Genomic DNA, 21,758 nt, shown 5'->3' with positions numbered 1-21,758 from the left:
ATGCCACGACCCACTCCACGCTTCGACGCGACACGCATTGCCCTTTACTGCAAGGCCCGTCTCGCGGCTCACATGGCGCCCGATGATCTCGTGAACCTGCGCGCCTATCTCGAGCTCTGTCTCGTGAAGCGGCAGTTCCCACCCTATCGCGGGCACGGCATCGACGCCGTGCTTCTGTCCGAACAGACTGGTATCGAAATCCGCAGTCTCGTTGCGGCCCGCTCGCATATTCAGCCGCTCTGCGATGCGCTCTGCCGGGCGCTGGCTGATAAGCCCTTGGGCAGCGGAAAGGCCTCCGCGCTGGAACGGAGTAGGACCGGCAGACAAGCCCGAGCCAGGAACTCACGACCGAAGACGACGCCCGTCGATGCTTCGACTGAGTCAGCCAAACGCGGCCCCAAGCCCCGGCCGATCGTCGTGCATGCCGAACCGCTCTGGAGCGAATGGGATGATCCGGACGATCTCTCCGCAACTCTGAAGCTGCATCTCGATCGTTTCGGCGAAACCGTCGGCATGCTGGCGCGCGCCGTCACCGCCTCCGGTGTGCGGCTGGAACGCCTCACACTCGATAAATGGGTCAAGGGAACGGCCTCGCCGCGATCGGTGACAAGCCTTCAGGCCCTGGACCTCATCGAGCATCGCTATCGCCTGCCCGCGGGCTCGCTGCGGGTAAAACTCCCCCACCCGGCCCGCCCCACGATCGGCAACGCCCTCGACGATTGCCCCGCCGCCGAGCGCCGGCGTCTGGCCTGGCATCTGCCCAACGACTTCGCCCGTCGTTCCCTTCAAGAACAAGATGAAATTATCGCCTGGGTCCGCGCGAATATCATTTCCGGATCGACCGACTACCGGCGCTATCAGGCTGCCGCTCAGCGCCAGCGCTTCGCGGTGCGGTTTCGGCCTTTGGACGGAGCGGTCCGCAGGACCGGAAAGCACAAGGCACGCTCGCCTCTCATCTTCAACGACAATGCCGTTGCCGGGAATGGTGCCGCCGACGGCGACGGAAACGCCGACAAGACCGTCAGCATGGTGGTCGACGCGCCAGAGCGCCTTCAGCGTGAGATGACCGAGCTGCTACGCTTCAAGACCGCGACACTCACCGCTTTCGGCCTGCGCCGTTCAGGTGTCTGGAACGCCGAGACCGCCTCGCAGAAGATCGAGCATCTCGGCCTGATGTTTGGCGCGCTCGCGGCATCCCCTCAAGGCGAGATCCGGGGCTACGGCGCCGATCTCGCCTCCCTGTCCTTTGCCCACCTGCTCTTTCCGCGTGTCTGGGACTGGTATCTCGGCTGGCGCGAGGCAAGGCGCGGCTTCTACACCAAATGGGAAGTCGACATGCTGTCGATCGTCCTCGCCCTCGTCCAGAAGGAAACCGGCTGGCTTCGCCAGACGCCGCGCCTGATCGAGCATCTCGCCCCGATCCCCGGCCTTGTCGATGAAGACGAGATCGCGTCGGCCAAGACCGACTGGAACGCGGCCTGCGACGCCATGCATTCCCATGGCCGGCACAGAACCCGCGAGCTGAACCGCGTCGCCCGTATCCATCGCGATCCGTTCGAGCCGATCCTCCCAGTGCTCGAAGCCAAGAGCCCGGTCGGGGAATATCGGAAGATCACCGAGGAGATCGTCCGGCGCATGCCGGACGAGCGGCGCTACCCAAAGGCCGCGGCCGAGGCGGTCCGATCGTTTCTGCTTCTGCGCTTCGGTCTTCACACAGGCCTTCGCCAGAAGAACCTGCGTGAACTCCTCGTTTGCCCGCGAGGCCGCATCCCGACATCCGAGCGTGTGCTCGAGGAACGCCGGCGCGGTGAGCTTCGCTGGAACACGAAGGAGAGCGGCTGGGAAATCCTCATTCCCTCGCTCGCCTTCAAGAACCACGCCTCGTCCTTCTTCGGCGCCAAACCCTTCCGCCTGATCCTTCCCGATCTTGGCGGCCTCTACGAGGCGATCGAGGCCTGGCTTGATCGCCACCGCGCCCGCTGCCTCGGCCCGGCGGAAGATCCCGGCACCTTCTTCATCAAATCGGTAAAGCGAACCAGCGCCGATGCGGCCTACAATCAAAACACCTTCTTCGAAGCCTGGCGCCTCACGATCCAGAGATATGGGATTTACAATCCCTGGACCGGGCGCGGCGCGATTCCCAGCCTTCTGCCGCACGGCCCGCATAATATCCGCGACGTGCTGGCGACCCATATCCTGAAACAGACCGGCTCCTACGAGCAGGCGAGCTACGCGATCCAGGACACCCCTCAAATGGTCGCCCCAGCACTATGGCCGCTTCCTGCCGCGGGATAAGGCCGAGATCGCCGCGCGCATTCTCAATCAGGTCTGGCGGGCAGCCTGAACTGCAGCGGATGGCGGCAAGCTGAAGCTCGTAAAGGTCGTCCCCATCCGGCCCGTTGAGACATACGAACGCTCACCCGTTTGACAGGTGCGCATGCGAAAGGGCGAAACTGGCGTCAAAGGCCGCTGAGCGATCTCAGGATCGTGGCACGGCTTTTGCCCAATCTTTTCTCAAGAGCCTTTCACGGGCCGCTTGTTGGCCCGTGTCCGCGTTTTTGAGCGGAGCGGAGGTATTGATGATTTGGTTTTGGTTTTTGGATGACAAAAGTGTCACCCCCTTATTCCTTGAAGCGACGACCGACTTGAAGGGTTCGAAGATCGCTCGCGGCGTCGCGGCGAGCCATTTCGCGAGGCCCCTCGCCTCTTCATAGAATGGCGCGACCTGGTCGGTGATGCGGACGATCAGCCCAAGATGCATGCCGCGGGAATTGCGCAGGGTTTCGAGTTCGACATAGCCGAAGCGCACGAGATCGACGAGATAGCGCCTTATGGTGCGCGTCGAACGGGCCATGATGTTCCCGGCCGTGCCCTTGGTGATCGTCGTCTCGCGGCCCTTGCCGCATCGCGCGCGCAGCACCTGGAGGAAGGCCTTGGCGTTGGGTGTCAGACGATCGTCGCGCGCGGCCGTCGTCGCCATCGGCTGGGCATATTGGCGGCTCTCATTGGGCGATGGGCGCTCGTGACGCGGCCGGGCGACCGGCGGGCGACTTTTTCCCGGCGTGCCCTGCCCGTTGGACGTCGGCTTCGCCTCCACCGCGCCGATCGCGGCGGACCGCCGCTGCGCCTCGGCGATCGAAATCAGACCGGCGCGCTGATCGCGCCAGATCGCCGCACGCGCCGTGAAGGTCGGGTGCGGCGCGGCTACTTCCCCCGGCGACCAGGCAAACAGGTCCGTTCCGGCGTCACCCCCAGTTTCCAGGGCATGCGTCGGCATTGGCACGCCTTGCGGCATGCGTCCTTGTTCTTCCGTCATCGTCTCTTCCTTGCGCGAGGCAAAGAAGGTCCGTGGCGGGAAACCGCGATTTCAGTTGACGATGTCAGCGAAGGAGGCTAGATCTGATGGCACCACACCATATCGGATCAGGCTCCAGGCGGCTCCCGCTTCGGGGCCTTTTCTTTTGCCTATCGTATCTCCAGTGTTGCGTTGTGTATTAAGGGGATGTCGTCAGCCGGGCCGGCACTGCACGCGAGCGCGGCTGTCTTGCCTTCGCTAGTTTCCAGCCCGTAACAGATATCCGCGCCTCCAAACCTTAAAGGCGATCCAACAGCAAACACGCCAGCTTTACAGGCAGGTTTTGAGCCGCCCAATAGGCTACCGCAGTCAAGATCATTTGCCATCGGCGCGAGAACCCTGTCAGCTGACAAGGTTTTGCAAATCGCCCTTAACTCACTCATCACGGTTCCGATCGAAGAAGCGCGTCATGAGATCGGGCACCTCCTGCTCCATAAAGGCGCGGAACGGTTCGGCCAGTTCTTTGGCCACAGTGAGCGTCACCTCGCCGTCTGCGATCGACGCCTTGCCGACCACCTTGCCGCTCGGATCGGTCAGATCGACCGGTCTCAGCTCTGGCTTCGCGGGCACCTTCACAGTCGCAAGGGCGTGGCGAAATCGCTCGTCCGAAGACAGCTTTGACACCTTGTCAGCTGACAAGGTCTTGCGAAGTCGGGGGAGGGCATAACGATCGGTGTCGAGCGCTCGCGCTAGCTCCTGCCAGCGAGGACGGCCAATCTTCGGCGCCCTACCGATCAAACGGATCATCTCTACCGGCACGACGCGCAGAACCATGCGCAGCCGGGCAAGCTCTGCGTCATCAATAGAGAGTGCCGCCTTGATGTCGCGGGGCCTGACGCCGGCCCCGTCCATCTGTCCAGCAAAAACCGCCCGCTCAATCCATGAAAGATCCTGCCGCGCGGCATTCTCGATGCCTTGCGCAACGGCAAGCTCCCCATCGTCGAGCGAGAGGATGGTCGCCTTGACCTTGATTCCAAGATCTTTCGCAGCCCGCCAGCGGCGATGGCCGTAGATCACCTGATAGCGCCCCTGGTCCTTCGGATGGGGGCGGACCTGGATGGGCACCTTCTGGCCTTCATCGCTAAGAAGTTTCCGGAATCGCTCGAAGTCGGCATCGGTGTCATCAGGAAGCCGGTCCTTGAACGGTGAGGGGTCGATGAGCGACGGGTCGATAGCAATGCTACCGCTGGAATCGACGAGGGACTGGAGGCGGTCGCGCTCCTCGCGCAGATCCGTCAGCGTGCGCTGGGTGACCCCGATAACTCCCGCACCGACGCGGCCAGCCCGCCGCTCGGCAAGCGGATTCGCGTCCGGCGGGCTCTCTGTCCGGCGATCCTCGACCGCCGAGGGAGCCTGCCCTTGCCCGTCGCGGCATTCGTCTGCATCGCTTTGTGAAGCGGGGGGCACGGCAAAGGAACCGAAACTTGCGATAATCGATTTGCGGCCAGGCCGTTTCGTCATGCCGTCCGCCCCCAAGCTTCGCTCACCATCGCCAGGATTTGTTCGTTGACAGCATCGATCGACTCCCGCGCGCGCTTGACCGTCGCGGCGGAGATGTTTCCAGATTCCAGTTCGTAGAGCGTGCGCTTGGCAAGCCCCGCCGTCTCGATCGCCGTGCTCTCCACCGCCGTCGAGGTTAGGACGTCCTCTACAAAGAGATGACGCAGCATCGTCACCACGTGCACCTGGCTTTGATCCATTGGATCGTGCCGCGTCACGACATAACGCAGGAAATCCTGATGGAGCGAGGCGCCAGCGTCGCGGATGACCGAGACAAGATCGCCCATCATCAAAAGGAACTGGCTCATCGACATGACGTCCAGCATCGCGGGATGCACGGTAACGATCAGGCCCGTCGCGGCATAGATCGCGCCGAGCGTCAGGAAGCCGAGGGAAGGGGGGGTGTCGAGGAGAACAACATCGTAATCACTCTCGACCTCAGCGAGTGCGAGGCGCAATCGCTCGAAAAAGATCGAATCCGAACTGACGCCTGAATTGGCGAGGACACGTGGAGTTTCGTGCTCGTATTCCATCACCTCGATATTGCCGGGGATAAGATCGATGCCGGTGAAATAGGTCTGGCGGATCACATCGGTGATCGGACGGCGCTCATCGTCGTAGCGCAGTGCCGCATAGATGGTCTCGTTATGCTGAACGTCGATCTCGGGCTGGGCGCCAAACATCGCCGAAAGCGAAGCCTGCGGATCGAGATCAATCGCGAGAACGCGATAGCCCTGCAGCGCGAGATAGTGGGCGAGATGGGCGCTGGTCGTCGTCTTGGCGCTTCCGCCTTTGAAATTTGCGACCGCGAGGATTTGAAGATGTTCTCCGTCGCGCCGATGGGGCAGGTAGCGCAAAGCGTCGCCGGGCCGCTGCTCGGCAAAAAGCACGCGTAATTCGTTGATTTGAGCCAGCGTATAGACACGATGATTGTTTTCAAGCCGGGCAGGGATGGGCCCGCGCCCCTCGTTCGACATCAGCTTCAGCGTCGATTCCGGGATCGTCGTCAGCTTCGAGACCTCATTGGTCATGAAATGACGCAGCGACTTTTGCGCATGGGGCGGGTACATCTGCTCGCGCCGGGCCTGCAGGTGGTCCGACAGCATTTGCGCGTGCCGAATGATGCGGTCTGCGGGATCGCCCCGCCGCGATTTCTCGCTTTTCACTGCTGACATCGCCGCCTCGATTCCGCCTTGCCGGGGGAGGGGCGTTTTATCGCCTTTACCCCGACAAGAAGTTAGGCACGATTCTGCCTCTCCCGTCCAGCCCGGCCGTTAAGTTTCGGGTAAGATTATCTAACGGAATTCAACATCGGTAGCAGACCGGCGTACCACTGCTGCTGGGCTAGGACAGGGCCGGGCCAGGCCGGTTATGGCGGGTTAGCGCAATACCCCTAGCTGTTTGACCGAGACGGCTGAGTCCGTTGTAGAATACGCTTTCGCTCATGCGAGTCTGCCCTTCGTCTGGCGCGCCGATCCCAACAGGAAACCATCGCCGCTCGAAGCAGAGGGTTTCAAACGTCGGAGTCTGACCACTAGCACGCCATCGAGAGAAACAAATTGCCCGCGGTAACGATCGCCATGACGAAGCGAGGCTCAGGAAGAACAACAGCTGCGCTCGTTCTCGCGTCAGTTCTTGTCGATGAAGGAGCATCCGTGGTCATTATCGATGCCGATGCCAACCAGCCCCTCGCCCAATGGGCGGCTGACGCACAGCTACCCGAGACCCTTACCGTCATCGGCGACGTCGACGAAGAAAACATCCTCGAAACTATCGCAGAACAGGCCGCCCATAAGCAGTTCGTGATCGTCGAGCTTGAAGGATCGCCCAATCTGGCGACCAGCTACGCCATGAGCCTCAGCAACCTGATCTTCATTCCCATCCAAGCCTCGCACTTGGATGCATCCGAGGCGGCCAAGACACTCAAACTCGTCGATCGGCAGCGTAAAACGCTTAGAGGTCAGCTGCACTGCATGGTTTTTTGGCCGCGCGCGAACGCGGCAATCCAGACCAGTTCCGCCAAAGACATCCAAAACCAATTCGCCGAAGCCTTGTCGAGCGAGAGGCGTTCCGGGCCATGTTCGTTCTCGGCACGACCTTGATGCAGCTCACAACCGTACAGGCACGCACTATCGAAAAAGCCCAGGAGAACGCCCGCGACTTCACGGCCGAGGTTATCGAAAGGCTGGAAGGGAGACAAAGCATGACCGAACAAAACCCAACCCCTCAGCGTCGGAGATTGAACCTTGGCGGGATCTAGGCAACACCTGCCAAAGCCAACCCGGAAAGTCGAACGGCTGCAACAGACCTCGCCACGGAGCCTGGATTCACAACCCGCCACGCCAAGAACCTCCATGCCGAAAACACGCCTCCCCAGGTCGCAAGGCGGGGATGCAAAAAGACGACGAGGCGGACAGCCCAATTCACCGTCAAGCTGAAACCGAAAACCAACAACGCCATCTACCAGATCGCCGACGAGCTCGAAGTCACTGCGATTGCCAAGGTCATCGAAATGGCGATGGAGGCGCTGGAAGAAAAGCTGGAAAGACTTCCAGATAAGAGGAAAGAGGAGGGCCCGCCGCTGCCGCGACCGTGATCTATGCTACCGCACGAAGCCCGCTGACGTCGGTCTTCGCCCATAGGGGCTACGATCACTCGGGCAAGCCAAAAGAACGGCTTCAGCCCTTTTTGAAGCGAAGGGCAGGGCGCGCATGTGCAATCTCTACTCGATCACAAAGGGACAGGCCGCCATTCGCGAGCTGACCAAGGCAACCGCAGATCAAACCGGCAATCTGCCTTCCCTTTCGGCCGTCTTTCCCGACACCGAGGCCCTGTTCGTGCGCAATGCCGACGACGGGCGCGAACTCGTTCTCGCCAAATGGGGAATGCCGTCACCTTCGAAGGCCCTCGAGAACAAGAAGACCGATCCCGGCGTCACCAACATCCGGAACACCGAAAGTCCGCACTGGCGCCGATGGCTCGGCATCGAGCATCGCTGTCTCTTCTTCGAATGCAGAGCACCCGTTGCAGCATCGATCGCACGCGGCTGTTAACCCATGCCTCGCGATCGGGCGAGCCACGGGGCCGCGTCACCTACCACCACACGGTCTTCGCATCTTATCACGCCCGTAAAGGACTACGCCGCGCTTCCCGCGGCTTCGCAAGCTGGCCTGAAGGCCAGTCCTTGACCGACGTGAGGATAGCTCATGACCGCGCGGGAGCGGGCACAAGCCTTCCCTTGGACACGGTCCTCACCATATTAAAAACGGGGATACATCATGAGCGCGATCGCCATCGACACCCTGAAGTTCAGCAAGGCACTCCGCGAAGCCGGCGCCGATGAAAGTCTCGCTGACGCGATCGCCACGGGGATCGCCAGCGCCGACATATCGCATGTTGCCACAAAGACCGATATTGCCGAGTTGAAAAGCGACATCGCGAGCTTAAAGGCTGACCTTTTCAGGCAGCTCTGGCTCATGGGCATCGGCATCATTGGCGCGATGATCGGCTTGGGTCTGATAACATAGCCAGAACGGCGGCCCTTTGGGACCGCCATCTTCTTCTATTCCCGTTCGGCGATGAGCTCGCAAGAGCGTCGTAGAGGCATCATGACCGGCACCTCCAATTTTGCCGCCGCACCGCTGCGCGGCACGACAACAAAATCGGCTCCTCCGGACACCCTGCGGGTCGCGACGCGATCCTTGCCCCCTTCAAGCCGCCCCCGTGGCGGTCGTCATCTTTCACACTGTCAAGGAGATGACGATGTCAATCGAGCAGCACATCGAGGAACTGCGCGGGGAACTCAGGAACGCCCTCGACCGCGGAGAGCGCAAGTGGCGCGTCGCGGAACTCGCCGAAGCAGAGGCGGGGCTCAAGGCTATCCTCAACGAGCCCCTAGACTAGGGGCTCGTCGCTTTCAGGCGGCGCGACGCGCTGCCGAAGCCCCCGCATAGGGGCATTGGCCTCAACGCGGCCCTCACGGGCCGTGCCCAACGCCGATCAGTTCGAAGCGGATGCGCGTGCGACTTCGCGACGCACCGCGCCTCTGACCTTCCCCTTAAAGTCGAAAGCTTGCGCAATGCCTTTTCCTATAATGCCAGAGACCTCGCATTCCACACCACGGTCGCTTCTCTTGAAGCTGCGATCGATCGCCGTCAAGAGCACCTTGTCATGACGGGAACGGGCACTGGGGCTGCGGTTGAGCGAGGCATGAAAGCCCGAGCGGGAGACATCCAGCGCACTGCACAGCCATGCCACCGGCCAGATGGTCCGGTGCTTGCGGCCTTTTTTAGGATGTCGCGCTCCGCCTTCAGCTTGGCCACTTCCTTGCGCAGCCGGTCAATCTCTCGGCTCTCCGGCTTCATCTGCCCATAGCCGGGAAAGGCATGCTGTGGATCGCTCGATAGCTCGCGCACCCATTTGCGCAGCACGTTCTCGTGGAGATCCAAGTCACGGGCGGCCTGCGCAACGGCAACGCCTCGATCCTTCACCAGTCTCACAGCCTCAAGCTTGAACTCGCGACTGAACTTCCTTCTCTGCATTCCAACTCTCAAGTTCCGTCAAACACCTTATCTCGGTGTCCACGAAACCGGCAGCAGGCCACTCGTCGCCGCCGAGCCGGGCAACAACATCATCAGCAGAACGCTTTCGCGGAGACGATCGGCGATCTGGCTCAGCAACTGATCGCCGACGCCATGCCCCATCGTGTCATTGACCCATTTGAACCGGTCGAGATCAAGGGCGAGAAGTGCGAACGGATGATCCGCCAATCGCTGCCTAGCCAGCCGACGTGACAGAAGGTCATGGAAGCGGACCCGGTTCGTGAGACCCGTCAGGGCATTGGTATAAGCAAGGCGCCTGATCGTTGCTTCGCTCTTCAGACGCTCACTTTGATCGCGAATGGCGACGACCGTGAGTTTTTTCGAGCCGACAAGGACATCACGACGAAGCACCCGTACCGGAACGACGCCGCCGCCGTGGCAGAGCAGCTCTGCATCATATTCCTGCTGATCGGCCATATCCTCGAGCTCAAGCCCGGGGAGAAGCGTTTCGATCGGTTGCCAACATAGTTGCGCGTGGTTTCGTTCCGTCAGGCGCCAAAGGCTCTCGTTGACGCTTGTGATGATGCCATCGTCGCAGACTGCCAGCCCTTCCACAGCGAGATTAGCAAGCTCGCCCAGGCGATTTTGATCGCGGCGCATCTGCGCGCGAGCTGCAATGGCAAACCGAAGACCCAACACGGCAAGTAGAACGAGGCCCATGCACACTGAGGCAACGATCGGCGCAACTACATCGGGTTCCAGGGAGAACGCTGGAAGCCGTATCCGGGGGTCGTAGGTGACCTTCATCGCAGCCATGCCCGTCACATGCAGGACCGCGATGGCTACCAGGAGGAGCAAGGGCGCTAAAGCACGAAGCTTCCTGTTGCGCTCGCCCGAGATGACGATCGCGACGATGTACAGGGGAATGCCGAGACTGATCGAGGCCGCGACGAATTTTGGATCCCACGACACCCGGCCTGTGACGAAGTAAGACGCTTGTCCGAGATAGTGAAGGATGGTGATTGCAACGCCTAGGATCAGACCTGCGTAAATCCTCAGGCGGCGATCACGTCTACCGATCACAAGCCACATGCTGAGACCAATGCCGGCGATCGTGACCAGAAGCGAAATGGTCATCAGGATCGGTTCGAAAGCCGACAGCATGCCGGGCCGATAGGCTAACAGGGCGACCATATGGGTGGCCCAAGCCGTACATCCGGCCGCAAAGATGCTGAGAAGCGCCCAATGACGCTTCGCTTTCCCTTCAGCGCGCGCAGCATGGGTCGCGATCGAAAACGAGGCGTGGATACCGATCAGGCAGATTGCGACAGCGGAGATCAGCAGCGTCTGATCATGGCCTACCGTTAGGCAGGTGACGATGGTGTCCATGACGATGTGTCGCCCTTCGCTGGAAAAATCCGTCTTGATACCCAACGAAGTCTGTTACACAGGGAATGATAAACCGTTACGTGAGTTCGCGACCCGACCCTTGATGGTCTCTAACGAACCAAACCGGAGGAAGCTGGCTACTTCGTTTTCGCCATTTTTTGCTGTGACGCGAAAACAAAATAAACAGGTTTTGTGCAGTGCTGGACAATGCTACTGCTAGGCCTCACATTGCACCTGTTTGTTTCTTCCCACTGCAATTGCGATGAATTGAAGAGATTGGCTGTCTTTCTCACACAATTTTACAAACTCAGTCTGTAGATATGTTTTCAATTGCAGGCGGGGTAGTCCGCTCGATCCGCTTCTGAGACGTCAACGGGACATTCGGTGCTGATATTTGCTTCCGAGATATCCCTTTCCATGACGGCTTCCTCCGAAACACACGCACCGATTACCGGTAGGACAACGAGGAAACATAGTTTTGCTTTCATAGGAATGCTCCAATGATCTGTAACTTGAACGTAAGTCGTTGGGTTCAATCTACATATTTGTTACCAATAGCCTGTATTCAACGGAATTGCCGGCATCTGCATCATTTCCCATTAAATATACGCCAACCGTATAGTTCCCATCACGCAGAACAGAGACCGAGGCGTCTGAACCATCAAGTGAACCATTAAAAATCGCTTCATTCGAGCTCCCGGGTGGCAAAACATTGAAGTATGCTGTTCCATCGCCGTTACCGGCATCGACAATCACCGATACCGCCATGGCCTGACCGCGACGGGCGCCGAGAATGTAATCGCGATATTGTTTTCCGATAACACGACCGGACACCGATGCATTGTCACTGCCTGCCGAGAAGCTGACGCGGTTACGCGATTGAGCGAGGGCATTCGATCCCACAAGCAAGAAGCACACGACAAATAGTCGACAAAACCGGCGTACAGTCTTCCCACTCAGCATCATGAACCCTCTTGAATCGTGCGAGAACGAAGGGCGTTAGGAGGTGCCATACGGCCAAATCAGATTGAAGATGAACATGACGACGACGATCGCGACGAAAACCTGCCAGTCCCAGCCGGGTTTCTGAGGTGTTCTAACCAGCCCGGTTCGCCGCAAGATCCACAGCGTAGCGAAGATCAAAACCGCCGATATGATCGCATGGGCAAGATCGAAATGCATCTTTACCGGCTTTCACAGCGTTCGATGTCGGGGTGCGTTTATTTATTGGAAATGAAGCCGTACCTAGGCGGCATTGTCAATTTGCGGGTGTGACTTGCGTTGCGCTGAAAACTCTTCACCCAGTTGCGCCAGCAGCTTGCGCTCCTTCACGGACGTTTTTCCATGTTACCGGAGTGCTTGCGGAATGTTCTTCACGGCCCGATGCAGCATCGGTGCCCTCTACACTCGCGTGGTTTGTCTAAAACGATCCAATTTGTCTGAACGGCAGAAGATCAGGCAGTTGCTCGCAAGGGCTCCCGTGACCTCGGATCGTCGCCCCTGAGGCGGGCAGGCTTGCCGATGAGGTAGCCTTGAACCGCTTCGCATCCGAGGTTGCGGAGAAGTTCCAGTTGCTCCTTGGTCTCGACGCCTTCCGCGAGCGTGGGGACTCCGATATGCCGCCCAAGCGCCACCACGGCCATCACGACTCCATGGGCGCGCGAGTTCTCTTCGGCCGCTACGACGAAGCTGCGATCGATCTTGATGCGATCGAGCGGGAATTCGCAGAGATGCGCGAGCGACGAGTAGCCCGTTCCGAAATCGTCCATCGCCACCTTCACACCGAGGCGGCGAATGTCCGCCAGCACGCTGGCGATCTTCGGACCGTCCTCCACCAGCGCCGTTTCGGTCAGTTCGACCTCCAGACGCCGAGCTGGCAGCCCGCTTTTGGCTAGTGACGCAGTCAGATGCGACAGCAGCAGCGGCGAGCGGAACTGGACCGCCGAGACGTTGACCGCGACGTGCCGCTCGTTCGGCCACGATGCCGCCTCGCCGCACGCCTCCTCCAAGACCCAGCGTCCGATCTCGCCAATGAGCCCCGTCTCCTCGGCAAGCGGGATGAACGATGCGGGCGGCACCATGCCGCGCTCGGGATGCTCCCAGCGAAGGAGTGCCTCGTAGCCGACGATCTCGTCCTTATCGAGTTCCATAACAGGCTGGTAGGCCAGATGAAACTGATTGAGGGACATGGCTTGGCGGAGATCCGCCTCGAGCTTGTGCCGCTCGGTCGCGGCTTCGAGCATTCCGTTCCGGTAAGCCGCGACGCGTCCCTTACCCTGATGCTTGGCATCGTAGAGCGCGACGTCGGCGCACTGCATCAGAACGTCATGAGAATCGATCCCTTCGCCGGAGCAAAGACCAATGCTGCACCCGACAGACACCGTGAACCCGCCTAGAATGAACGGCTTCGAAACGGCGTCGACGACCCCCTCAGCGATCTGAGACGCCTCATCTGCGCTGCCGTAGACGAACACGCCGATCTCGTCGCCGCCGAGGCGGGCCGTGAACCCGTTCTCGCCAACCGTGGCGACGACGCGTCGGCCGACCTGAACCAAAAGCTCATCTCCGACCCCATGCCCGAAGGTATCGTTGACGGCCTTGAAGCGGTCGAGATCAATAAGAAGGAGATGGAAGGGTTTGTCTCCCGCAATCAAGGCGATCTTGCGCTCCCGGAAGGCCAGGCGGTTCGGCAGACCGGTCAACGGGTCGTGATAGGCCAGCTCGGAGATTTCCGCGCGCGCCACCCGTTCCTCGGTGACGTCGTTGTAGGTGATGACTGTTCCGCCGCCCGCTACAAGGTTGCTTTCAATCTCGACGATGCGCCCGTTCGGGAGGACGTAATCGACGGGGTCGAATTTGGTTGTCTGGAGACGCTCTTCTATGCGGCCGCCAGCCCATTTGCGCTGGTCCGCGTTCCACCCAGCGGCGGACGAAACCACGTCGATCACCTCGTCGGATGTCATTCCGAGGCGAAGTCCCCTTCCGGAAAGGCCGAACATTTCGACGAAGCGCTCGTTGAAGAGGCCGAGCTTGCCCGTCCTCTCGATGAAGATCAGCCCGTTCGACATGTTGTGAAGGGCGGTCGCCAGGATCGCGGTATGGGCGTCGGCCTGGGCGTCAAAGCGCCGAGCCGCGAGAACGGTCATGAGCGCGCCGATCAGCAAAACCGCGGCTCCCACCGCCGTAAAAATGCTGAGCGCGACGCTGTCGTTGCCGACACCTGCAATGTCAGGCAGGGGTGCGAGCGTGGTGCCCGCGATAGACACGAAGTGCGCGCTGCAGACCGCGAGCGTGAACGCGGCACAGAAACGCGCGGGCGATGACGCAGTCCGTAATGAGCCGCAACCGATGGCCATGAAGACGGCCCCCAGCCCGTAGGCCGCAACCGTTGCGCCCGCATCTTGGCTTTGAAGACAACCCGACAGCGCAGCCATCCCGGTCTGGTGCATGGCACCGATACCGAGGCCGGCCATGGCGCCGAGCCCTGCCCGTGCCGCAGTGCTTCTGACGACGGCCGTTGCCGCGAGCGGCAAACCGACAGCGAGAACACCGATCACAGCAGATGCGGTCGTGATGCCCGCCCCATAACCTAGGGGAAGATCGGGGCGGTAACCCATCATGGCCATGAAGTGAGTGGTCCAAACCCCTAGCCCCGCAACGAACGCTGTGCCAGCCAACCATCGAAGACGGACGGCGCCGACCGATGCCGCCGCTCGATTGCGCAACGACGTGACGAGCCAACCTGCGGCGAGGCAGATGATCAGGGCGGCGAAGATCGTGGCCAGCGAATGGTCGGTAGCCAAGTGGGCAAGAATCGCGATCATAACCCACGGTAAATGCCAGCCCGTTTCGGATTTAACAACGATAGTGGCTAAATATGCGCGACAAATTGTCTGACGCGATGCCGTTACAGTGACCCCGGCGGCTGCTTATCGCGACGGTCCGATCTGCCACTCACTCTCGCAGTCAAGCAGGCATACATCTGCCGAACTCACGGACGCGTAACGGCATTCATGGCGCGGATGAGCGCATGTGACGTCGACGGCTTGGAGCAGCACTGACAGCCTGGATAACGCTCTTCAAGATAAGGCCGGTCAACATGTCCGGAATGGAACACGAGCGGAACCCCCAATTCCCGAAGGGCATCAGCGGCCGGGTAGACTTCGCCGTCCTTGAGGCGCACGTCGAGCAGTGCGACATCGATACTCGACGCACAAGCTGCTTCTTTCGCCTCGTGGACCGTCGCGAACGGACCGATAACCGCCCCCGCCTCTGCCTCGATCATGTCAGCCAAATCCATGGCGACCAACGCTTCGTCCTCGGCGACAAGCACGCGGACGCCGGATAGCGAGATATCGGTCATGTCGAACCCGGAACGGTTAGAGTTATGCGCCGCTCGCGGCCCGACCAGTCGATGTCGCAGTGCGCTCCCAGTTGGGAAAGGGACGCTTTTACGAGGCGCGAACCAAATCCACTGCTGCGTGCGTCGGTGCTATTCGGCTCGCCGTCGATCGTTTCGATCCATTCGATCACAAGACCGACGCCATTTTGCTCTGTCCATGTCACGCGCAGGCCCGCACCAATCGGGCCCAACCCGCCGTACTTCACGGCGTTCGTTGCCCATTCGTGGAGGATCAGGGCGTAAGCGGTCAGTTCGCTGATCCGGATCATGACAGCGGGGCCAGCGAAATGAACGTTGTCATTTTCGCGGTACGGTTCGACGACCTCTCGCACGATCTCCCCCAATGGAACCTCGCTCGCTCCTGTCGAGACCTGTGTGAGCGAATGGGCACGCCCGAGCGCGGCAATGCGCTCGCGCACCGTTTCGGCCAAAGCGGTGACATCTGGCGCGGACCTGGCTGCGCCCGAGACGATACTGGCGATGACGGCGAAGAGGTTTTTCACGCGATGGTTCATCTCGCGCAACATCAATTCACGCTGTTCGCTGAAACGCATCTCACGCGTCACGTCGATGGTGACGCCCATGATGCGTGTTGGACTCTCACCGATGACCAGCCGCCCAAAGCCGCGGAGATAGGTTTCGGTGTCGTTGCTCCGGCGCACACGGAACGTCTCCTCGAAGTCCGCGCCGCCCGTTGCCGTTCGGCGTAGCGCCTTCTCGACATTCGAGCGGTCTTCGCTGTCGATAACCGCCAACCAAGCCTTCAGATCAGTCGGCGCCTGTCCGACCAGCCCGAAGATCGACAGCTCGGTCTCGTCGGCGATGATGCGATCTTCGTTGACCTGGTACTCCCAGATGCCGACGCCGGCGATCCGGACCGCCATGCGAAGCCGTTCGCGCTGTTCCTCAAGCGCTGCCTGCATGTCGAGCTGCTCTGTGATGTCCGAAAGTACGATCGTCGCACCGTCAATCGAGCCATCGAGCAACAGGTAGGGCATGACGCGCATGGCATAGTGCCGCGTCCCTTCCCTCGACGAGACCGTGCTCAAGATCGGTTCGCCACCGGCGAGGATGGATCGTGCATCGTTCAGGAGGTCGTCGTCTGCCAGAACGTTGGAGACGTCCGTTAGACGCCGACCGCGATCGCTGGCCTGGAACGGAAACACATCAAGAGCAGCCTCCGTGTAGGTCCGGATCCGCATGTCTGTGTCGACGACGACGACCGCGAGCCGGGTCGATTCCAAAAAATTCCGCAAGTCGGAATTCGCGGTGGTCAGCTGATCGACCTTGGACTTCAGCTCGTCATTGACCGTCGAAAGCTCCTCATTCGTCGACTGAAGCTCCTCGTTCATCGACATCATCTCTTCGTTGGAACTCTTAAGCTCCTCGTTCGCGGTCTCGAGCTCTTCGACCGCGCTCCGCAGCTTGTGCCGCGTCTGCCGCAACTCCTCTTCAAGTTCGTCGGCCGCGCTTTCGGCGGGCAGAAGATCGGCCATGTCATCCTCGCCCGGATCGAAGAGAGCGGTGTCGCGAAAAACGACAAGGACCGTTCCTCCCTCGAGCGGGTCGGCGACGACGTCGATGCTCTGCTGGCCAAACTCGGCTCTGACGACGACATTCTTCGCGATCGTCCGCTCGGCCTTATCGATTGCCTGACGCAAGAGCGCAGGCAAAACTTCGCGCAGGCCCGGTCGTGCCACCTGGGTGACGGAGATTTCCCCGTCATTAGCGTCGGGAAACTCGAGATACTTCGACAAGCGGCCCGTTGTCCGCAGCACCGCGCCGTCGCGGTCCGCGACGACGCTGGCCGGCGCATACCGATCGGCAAGTCGGCGTAGCACCGTGTCCACCGCGGGCCTGTCGGACGAAGGCTCGCTCGAAGGATGCCGTTCACGCCGCGGACGGGTGTTCTGGCCATCGGTCGTAAGACGGATCGGATAAGGGGTGCGACCCTTAAGACGACGAAAGATGCGCGCCTTTCGGTCAACGTCCGCAAACATGTCCTCGTGGCGCCCAATGCTCTCGGAAGGACCGAGGAACAACATTCCGTCCGGCTTCAGCGAATAGTGCAGGATCGGGAACACTTGCCGCTGCAGGCGCTCATCGAAGTAGATGAGCATGTTGCGGCAGGAGATGAGGTCGAGCCGCGAGAATGGTGGGTCCTTGATGATCGAGTGCGAGGAAAATCGGACCATGTCCCGAATCTTCGCACTCATCTGAAAGAAATTCTCATGGGCGACGGTATGCTGCTGACGCAGGCGCTCCGGGATGTCGGCCATGGCCGACAACGGATACTTGCCTTCCCTGGCGATCGCCAGCATCCGCTCGTCGATGTCAGTCGCAAAGACATGGACGAAGGGGCGTTCAACAAGACCACGAAGAGCATCCGCGATGAGGATGGCGATCGAGTAGGCTTCCTCGCCACTGGAACAGCCAGAGACCCAGACCCGAACCTCGTCATTCGTACCTCGCCGCGAGACGAGCGGTGCGATGACCTTCTCGCGCAGAACCTCGAACATCTCCGGATCGCGAAAAAAGCGCGTCACGTTGATCATTAGGTCGCGAAACAGGGCGTCGCATTCATCGGAAGAGCTGCGGATGCGGTCGAGGTAGTCCTGGGGAGTCTTGATGCCCAGCACTTTCATGCGCCGGTCGATACGCCGCACGAGCGTCGTTCGCTTGTAACCGGAGAAGTCGTGCCCGATCACCTCGCGGAGCGTGCTACAAATGTCGTCGACATGGTCAGCAACGGCGGCTGCCGCGCCCTCGCGAGGTCCGCCCTCTTCCTGCCGGTCAAAGAAGTCCTTCAAACATGCAACGATCCCGCCCGGCGCGCGAACAAAATCGACCAGACCCGTTCCGACCGCGGAGACCGGCATACCGTCATACTTCGCGGTGTCAGGGTCCTGCGCGATGCAAAGGCCGCCGTGTTCCTTTACGGCACGCAGGCCCGTGGTGCCGTCGGCCCCCGTCCCCGACAGGATGACGCAGGCCGCGTTTGAGCCCTGATCGCGAGCAAGGCTCTCGAAGAAGTCGTCGATGGGCCGACGTAGTCCTCGGGGTTGAATGAATTCGGTCAGCTCAAGCCGTCCGCCTCGGATCTCAAGCTTGTGACCAGGCGGGATGACGTGAACCTCGCCCGGACGCACGAGCTCGCCGCCTTCGACCTGCCTGACTGGCATCGTCGTATGACGCGCGAGAAGCTCGGCGAGGAGGCTTTCGTGCGTCGGATCGAGATGCTGGACGATCACGATCGCAAAATGCGTCTCCGGTCCAGCCGCGTTCAACATTTCGCGGATCGCCTCGAGGCCGCCCGCCGAAGCGCCGACGCCAATGACGGGGACCGCGACCCCGGCCTGTGCGTCCAACCTGCTGATCCTTTCGTTAATGAATCGCGAGTCTAGAGGCTAAGCCAAATAGTAACAACCCGTTACGGCAGTCCCTATGTCGCATCTCGTGGCGACAAAAGGTCGTGGCCGAGTTGCCCGGTTCTGCTTGACCGGTCGATTTCGGTTTCCATCCTAGACCAGAAATCTAGAAAGGAACTCCATTGTCGGGAAGTCTACAGACGTCGCTTGCGCGTTTTGCCGAAGGGGCCAGGGTAGCGGTTACCATCGCCGAGGCGAACGTCCCGGATCTGCCGCTCAACCTGGTGAACCCACGCTTCTGTGAGTTGTCGGGCTACGAGTCAGACGAATTGGTCGGCCAGAATTGTCGGCTCCTCCAGCGCGATGTGCGAGATCAACCGGGCCGGCAAGAGATCCGTCGCTTTCTCGACGATCCCGAACTTCAATCGATCCGCACGACGCTGATGAACTTCAAAAAGGATGGCAGCCCGTTCGTCAATCTCGTGCTGATGAACAAGCTCGCAGACGCGCGGGGCCGCGTGCGCTTCATTTTTGCTTCGCAGTTCGATGTGACGAAAATTGCCGACCACGAAATGGCGAACCACGAAGAAATGCTCGCTGACGATGTCCGCCGGATGGGTGCCATTGCCCGTGAACACCATCACATGATGAATACGACATTCGACACGATTGCGAACTCAATGGCCCAAATCGCCAAGTCGCGTATGGCTCTCGACGAAAGCGGATGAAATCATTTCAGTCTTGAAGTCGAAGCAAAGGTTCGGCGGGGAAATGAGGTGTCTGGTGACGAAAGTCGCCTAAGCACCTAAAACGCTGATGCTGACGTCCAGCAGATATGAGAACTGCCGTACCGAGCCACTCGGTTAATTGGCGATCTGAGCTGCTACGCTTTGAAGCGCCTGTATGATGCCTCGCGGCGGGTAAGGCTTGGCGAAGAAGAGGCCGTTCTCGGGCATGTCGTCCTTGCCGACCTTGATGCGGCCGGAAGTCACCATGATCGTCACCGGCGGCCAACGATCGCGGACGGCATGTGCAAGCTTCAGGCCATCCATGGTGCCCGGCATTTCGACGTCGGTGAAGAGGACCCGAATTTCAGGATGGCGTTCGAGGAGGCGGATCGCCTGATCGGCATTCTTCGCCTCATAGGTCGAAAAACCCGCCTCCTCACAAAGATCGACAGCTTCGGTGCGAACGATCGCATCGTCCTCGACGATGAGGACCGCATAGCGGGAAGGATCGAAGGATTGTGCCATGGGATCGGTTCAAGCTTTTGACGTTTGATCGATCTGATGGGCGGAACCCGTCAGCGTGAAGCGAATGCCAGCAGGATCGAAGTCAAGCTGCGCCTTACCGTCGAAGTAAGAGGCGACGATCTTTTCGATCAGTCTCGAGCCGAACCCACGGCGTTCTGGTAGCGTAACGTTTGGTCCATTGGACTCGATCCATCGAAATCGAAAGATGCCGCCCGGTTGTTCCCATGATATTGTGACGCGGCCCGTCTCGTTCGAGAGCGCGCCATACTTTGCCGCGTTCGTTGCGAGTTCGTGGATCGCAAGGCTGATGCCGAGCGCCTGCTGCGCGGTCAGATCAATATGCGGTCCTTCCGCTTCGATCCGGGCGTCGTCCGTTTGGTGAGGCGCCAGCGCGGCATCAACGATCTCTAATATCGTCGCGCCGGTGTAGTTCGCCCGTGTCAGGATATCTTGCGCATTCGCCAATGCGGACAGCCGGCTTCCGATGGCTTCCCGACCCTCTTCCATAGTGCGTGCTTGACGAAGCGTCTGCGTCGCGATCGCCTGCACCATGGCGAGTGAATTCTTCATGCGGTGCGCCAGTTCTTGGTTGAGGAGCCGCTGGCTTTCTTCGGCCCGCACCCGGCCCATTGCTGATTGGACACGATCGCCGATCTGCTGAACGAAGTTTAGTTCGTCCTCGCTCCATGTGTGCGATGTCGAAACATGCGCGAAGACAATCAACACCAAGCGACCGTTCTCGATGATGGGCAGGTTCAAGAGAGAACGGATCTGGATCGAGGCGAAGACGGCGGCTGAAGCTGAGGTCCGGTCATCGTCGGCGACGTCTGAAATCGCCACCGTCTCGCCGCGCTTCAAGTCCTCGATGTAAGACCCAAAAGACCGGAAGGCATGATGACCGGCGACACTAGCGATGCCCGGCGCGCAACGATCCGCGTGCACGTCGATGGTCTCAGTGCGGTCATCAACAGTGCCGAACCCAATACGCTCGGCGGCAAGACCCTCCGAAATACAGAGCGTCGCCGCAAGGACGATGCCTTCGACGGTTGAGCGATTGCGAAGCGCGTCGCCAAGGCGCAAAAGCGCAGTCTGCCTTTTCTCCTGCGCGATCCGGTCGGTGACTTCAAGAAAGATTACCGTAAAGCGGTCGCTGCCGATCGGCTGGACGGCGCCATCGTACCAGCGCTCCAGGATGCCCGCCTGCCGGGTAAAGCGGATGGCTTTGTTCGACCTCACGACCCGGGCAATCTCGTCGACCCACTCGTCTTCGATACCCGGAAAGACCTCTCGAACCGTACGCCCGACAGCCGTGCCCTTCGGCATGCCGACCAGGTCGTACCAGGCGTCGTTGACGATCTCGTAGCGCCAGTCGACGATCTCCCCGCTCTCGTCGCGGACGACATGACCGAGGATGAAACCCTCCTGCATCGTTTCGAACAGGGAACGCCAGCGGCTCTCCGAAACGCGAACCGACATCTCGCGCTCGACCGTTTGCGAGATGGAGCGCAGGCGGCGCATGTCGGTCTCAGTCCACTCTCGTGACTGGCTGTCGATGGCGGCGAGCGCACCGACCACCTGGCCGTCTGGAAGAGAGAGGGGAATGCCGAGATAGGCGACGACGCCAATGTCGGCAATCGCCATATTATCTCGAAGCTTGGGATCAATCCGTGCATCGCTGATCACTAGAGGACGGTTGAGGTCGACGACGTGCTGACAGAACGAGTGCGTCATCGGCGTCTCGCCACGCTCGTCCCAGGGCGATGGCAATCCGCTGTGACCGGCGAAGACCTGCCGCTGCTCGTCGACGAGCGTGACGATCGCGACCGGAACGCCGAGAATATCGCGCACAAGATCAGTCAGTTGTCCGAATTCCTCCTGTTGCGAGCGGTCGAGAAGACCGCTGCTCCGAAGAGCTTCAACGCGACTTGATCGAAACTGACTTGCCTGCAT

Annotated in this window: 17 protein-coding genes and 1 pseudogene; 6 read left to right on the top strand and 12 right to left on the bottom strand. The window is 60.3% G+C overall.

Features of this window, described 5'->3' with window-relative positions:
• Positions 1 to 2,295 carry a hypothetical protein gene (locus tag J6595_RS19640; RefSeq protein WP_425342185.1) on the top strand — a complete coding sequence of 765 codons (2,295 nt, stop codon included), beginning with the start codon at positions 1 to 3 and terminating at the stop codon, positions 2,293 to 2,295.
• A gap of 184 nt (positions 2,296 to 2,479) precedes the next feature.
• On the opposite strand, the gene J6595_RS19635 is transcribed toward J6595_RS19640, so the two are convergent.
• From J6595_RS19635 to repA, 3 genes are all read right to left on the bottom strand, one after another.
• On the bottom strand, positions 2,480 to 3,316 hold the full coding sequence (locus tag J6595_RS19635; RefSeq protein WP_245198876.1) for a helix-turn-helix domain-containing protein: 837 nt from the start codon (positions 3,314 to 3,316) through the stop codon (positions 2,480 to 2,482).
• 414 nt (positions 3,317 to 3,730) lie between these two features.
• Positions 3,731 to 4,816 carry a plasmid partitioning protein RepB gene (repB, locus tag J6595_RS19630; protein WP_209596912.1) on the bottom strand — a complete coding sequence of 362 codons (1,086 nt, stop codon included), beginning with the start codon at positions 4,814 to 4,816 and terminating at the stop codon, positions 3,731 to 3,733.
• Complete coding sequence (gene repA, locus J6595_RS19625) at positions 4,813 to 6,030, bottom strand: plasmid partitioning protein RepA (RefSeq protein ID WP_209596909.1); 1,218 nt, start codon at positions 6,028 to 6,030, stop codon at positions 4,813 to 4,815. The genes repB and repA overlap by 4 nt, the downstream gene beginning before the upstream one ends.
• Before the next feature lie 405 nt (positions 6,031 to 6,435).
• On the opposite strand from repA, the gene J6595_RS19620 reads away from it, so the two are divergent.
• The 4 genes from J6595_RS19620 to J6595_RS19605 all read left to right on the top strand — a co-directional run bounded on the left by J6595_RS19620 (position 6,436) and on the right by J6595_RS19605 (position 8,758).
• Positions 6,436 to 6,957: a ParA family protein gene (locus J6595_RS19620; protein WP_209596906.1), complete on the top strand. Its 522-nt coding sequence runs from the start codon at positions 6,436 to 6,438 to the stop codon at positions 6,955 to 6,957.
• Positions 6,958 to 7,566: 609 nt separating this feature from the next.
• Positions 7,567 to 7,908 carry an SOS response-associated peptidase family protein gene (locus J6595_RS19615; protein ID WP_209596904.1) on the top strand — a complete coding sequence of 114 codons (342 nt, stop codon included), beginning with the start codon at positions 7,567 to 7,569 and terminating at the stop codon, positions 7,906 to 7,908.
• A 225-nt stretch (positions 7,909 to 8,133) separates the two neighbouring features.
• Positions 8,134 to 8,382 carry a hypothetical protein gene (locus tag J6595_RS19610; protein WP_209596902.1) on the top strand — a complete coding sequence of 83 codons (249 nt, stop codon included), beginning with the start codon at positions 8,134 to 8,136 and terminating at the stop codon, positions 8,380 to 8,382.
• A 235-nt stretch (positions 8,383 to 8,617) separates the two neighbouring features.
• A complete protein-coding gene (locus J6595_RS19605; protein ID WP_209596977.1) occupies positions 8,618 to 8,758 on the top strand; it encodes a hypothetical protein in 141 nt (46 codons plus the stop codon).
• Between the two features lie 190 nt (positions 8,759 to 8,948).
• Here J6595_RS19605 and J6595_RS19600 read toward each other — a convergent pair.
• The 7 genes and pseudogenes from J6595_RS19600 to J6595_RS19570 form a co-directional block, all read right to left on the bottom strand.
• A pseudogene (locus tag J6595_RS19600) lies at positions 8,949 to 9,396 on the bottom strand (transposase); the annotation flags it as partial.
• 27 nt (positions 9,397 to 9,423) lie between these two features.
• Entirely contained in the window at positions 9,424 to 10,830 is a 1,407-nt protein-coding gene (locus tag J6595_RS19595) for an MHYT domain-containing protein (RefSeq protein WP_209596900.1), read from the bottom strand.
• Between the two features lie 492 nt (positions 10,831 to 11,322).
• Positions 11,323 to 11,751, bottom strand: a complete 429-nt coding sequence (locus tag J6595_RS19590) for a hypothetical protein (protein WP_209596898.1) — start codon at positions 11,749 to 11,751, stop codon at positions 11,323 to 11,325.
• 33 nt (positions 11,752 to 11,784) lie between these two features.
• Positions 11,785 to 11,967 carry a hypothetical protein gene (locus J6595_RS19585; protein WP_209596896.1) on the bottom strand — a complete coding sequence of 61 codons (183 nt, stop codon included), beginning with the start codon at positions 11,965 to 11,967 and terminating at the stop codon, positions 11,785 to 11,787.
• Positions 11,968 to 12,239: 272 nt separating this feature from the next.
• On the bottom strand, positions 12,240 to 14,609 hold the full coding sequence (locus tag J6595_RS19580) for a bifunctional diguanylate cyclase/phosphodiesterase (protein WP_209596894.1): 2,370 nt from the start codon (positions 14,607 to 14,609) through the stop codon (positions 12,240 to 12,242).
• A 167-nt stretch (positions 14,610 to 14,776) separates the two neighbouring features.
• Positions 14,777 to 15,148: a response regulator gene (locus J6595_RS19575; RefSeq protein WP_209596892.1), complete on the bottom strand. Its 372-nt coding sequence runs from the start codon at positions 15,146 to 15,148 to the stop codon at positions 14,777 to 14,779.
• Entirely contained in the window at positions 15,145 to 18,555 is a 3,411-nt protein-coding gene (locus tag J6595_RS19570) for a chemotaxis protein CheB (protein ID WP_209596890.1), read from the bottom strand. The genes J6595_RS19575 and J6595_RS19570 overlap by 4 nt, the downstream gene beginning before the upstream one ends.
• Before the next feature lie 182 nt (positions 18,556 to 18,737).
• On the opposite strand from J6595_RS19570, the gene J6595_RS19565 reads away from it, so the two are divergent.
• Entirely contained in the window at positions 18,738 to 19,283 is a 546-nt protein-coding gene (locus tag J6595_RS19565; RefSeq protein ID WP_209596888.1) for a PAS domain-containing protein, read from the top strand.
• A gap of 135 nt (positions 19,284 to 19,418) precedes the next feature.
• On the opposite strand, the gene J6595_RS19560 is transcribed toward J6595_RS19565, so the two are convergent.
• Positions 19,419 to 19,808: a response regulator gene (locus J6595_RS19560; RefSeq protein WP_209596886.1), complete on the bottom strand. Its 390-nt coding sequence runs from the start codon at positions 19,806 to 19,808 to the stop codon at positions 19,419 to 19,421.
• A 9-nt stretch (positions 19,809 to 19,817) separates the two neighbouring features.
• Positions 19,818 to 21,758: a GAF domain-containing protein gene (locus tag J6595_RS19555; RefSeq protein ID WP_209596884.1), complete on the bottom strand. Its 1,941-nt coding sequence runs from the start codon at positions 21,756 to 21,758 to the stop codon at positions 19,818 to 19,820.

The organism is Jiella mangrovi (assembly GCF_017815135.1).
Classification (GTDB): Bacteria; Pseudomonadota; Alphaproteobacteria; order Rhizobiales; family Rhizobiaceae; genus Jiella; species Jiella mangrovi.
Note: the sequence above shows the minus strand (reverse complement) of the source record. Positions and strands in the feature narration are given on the sequence as shown.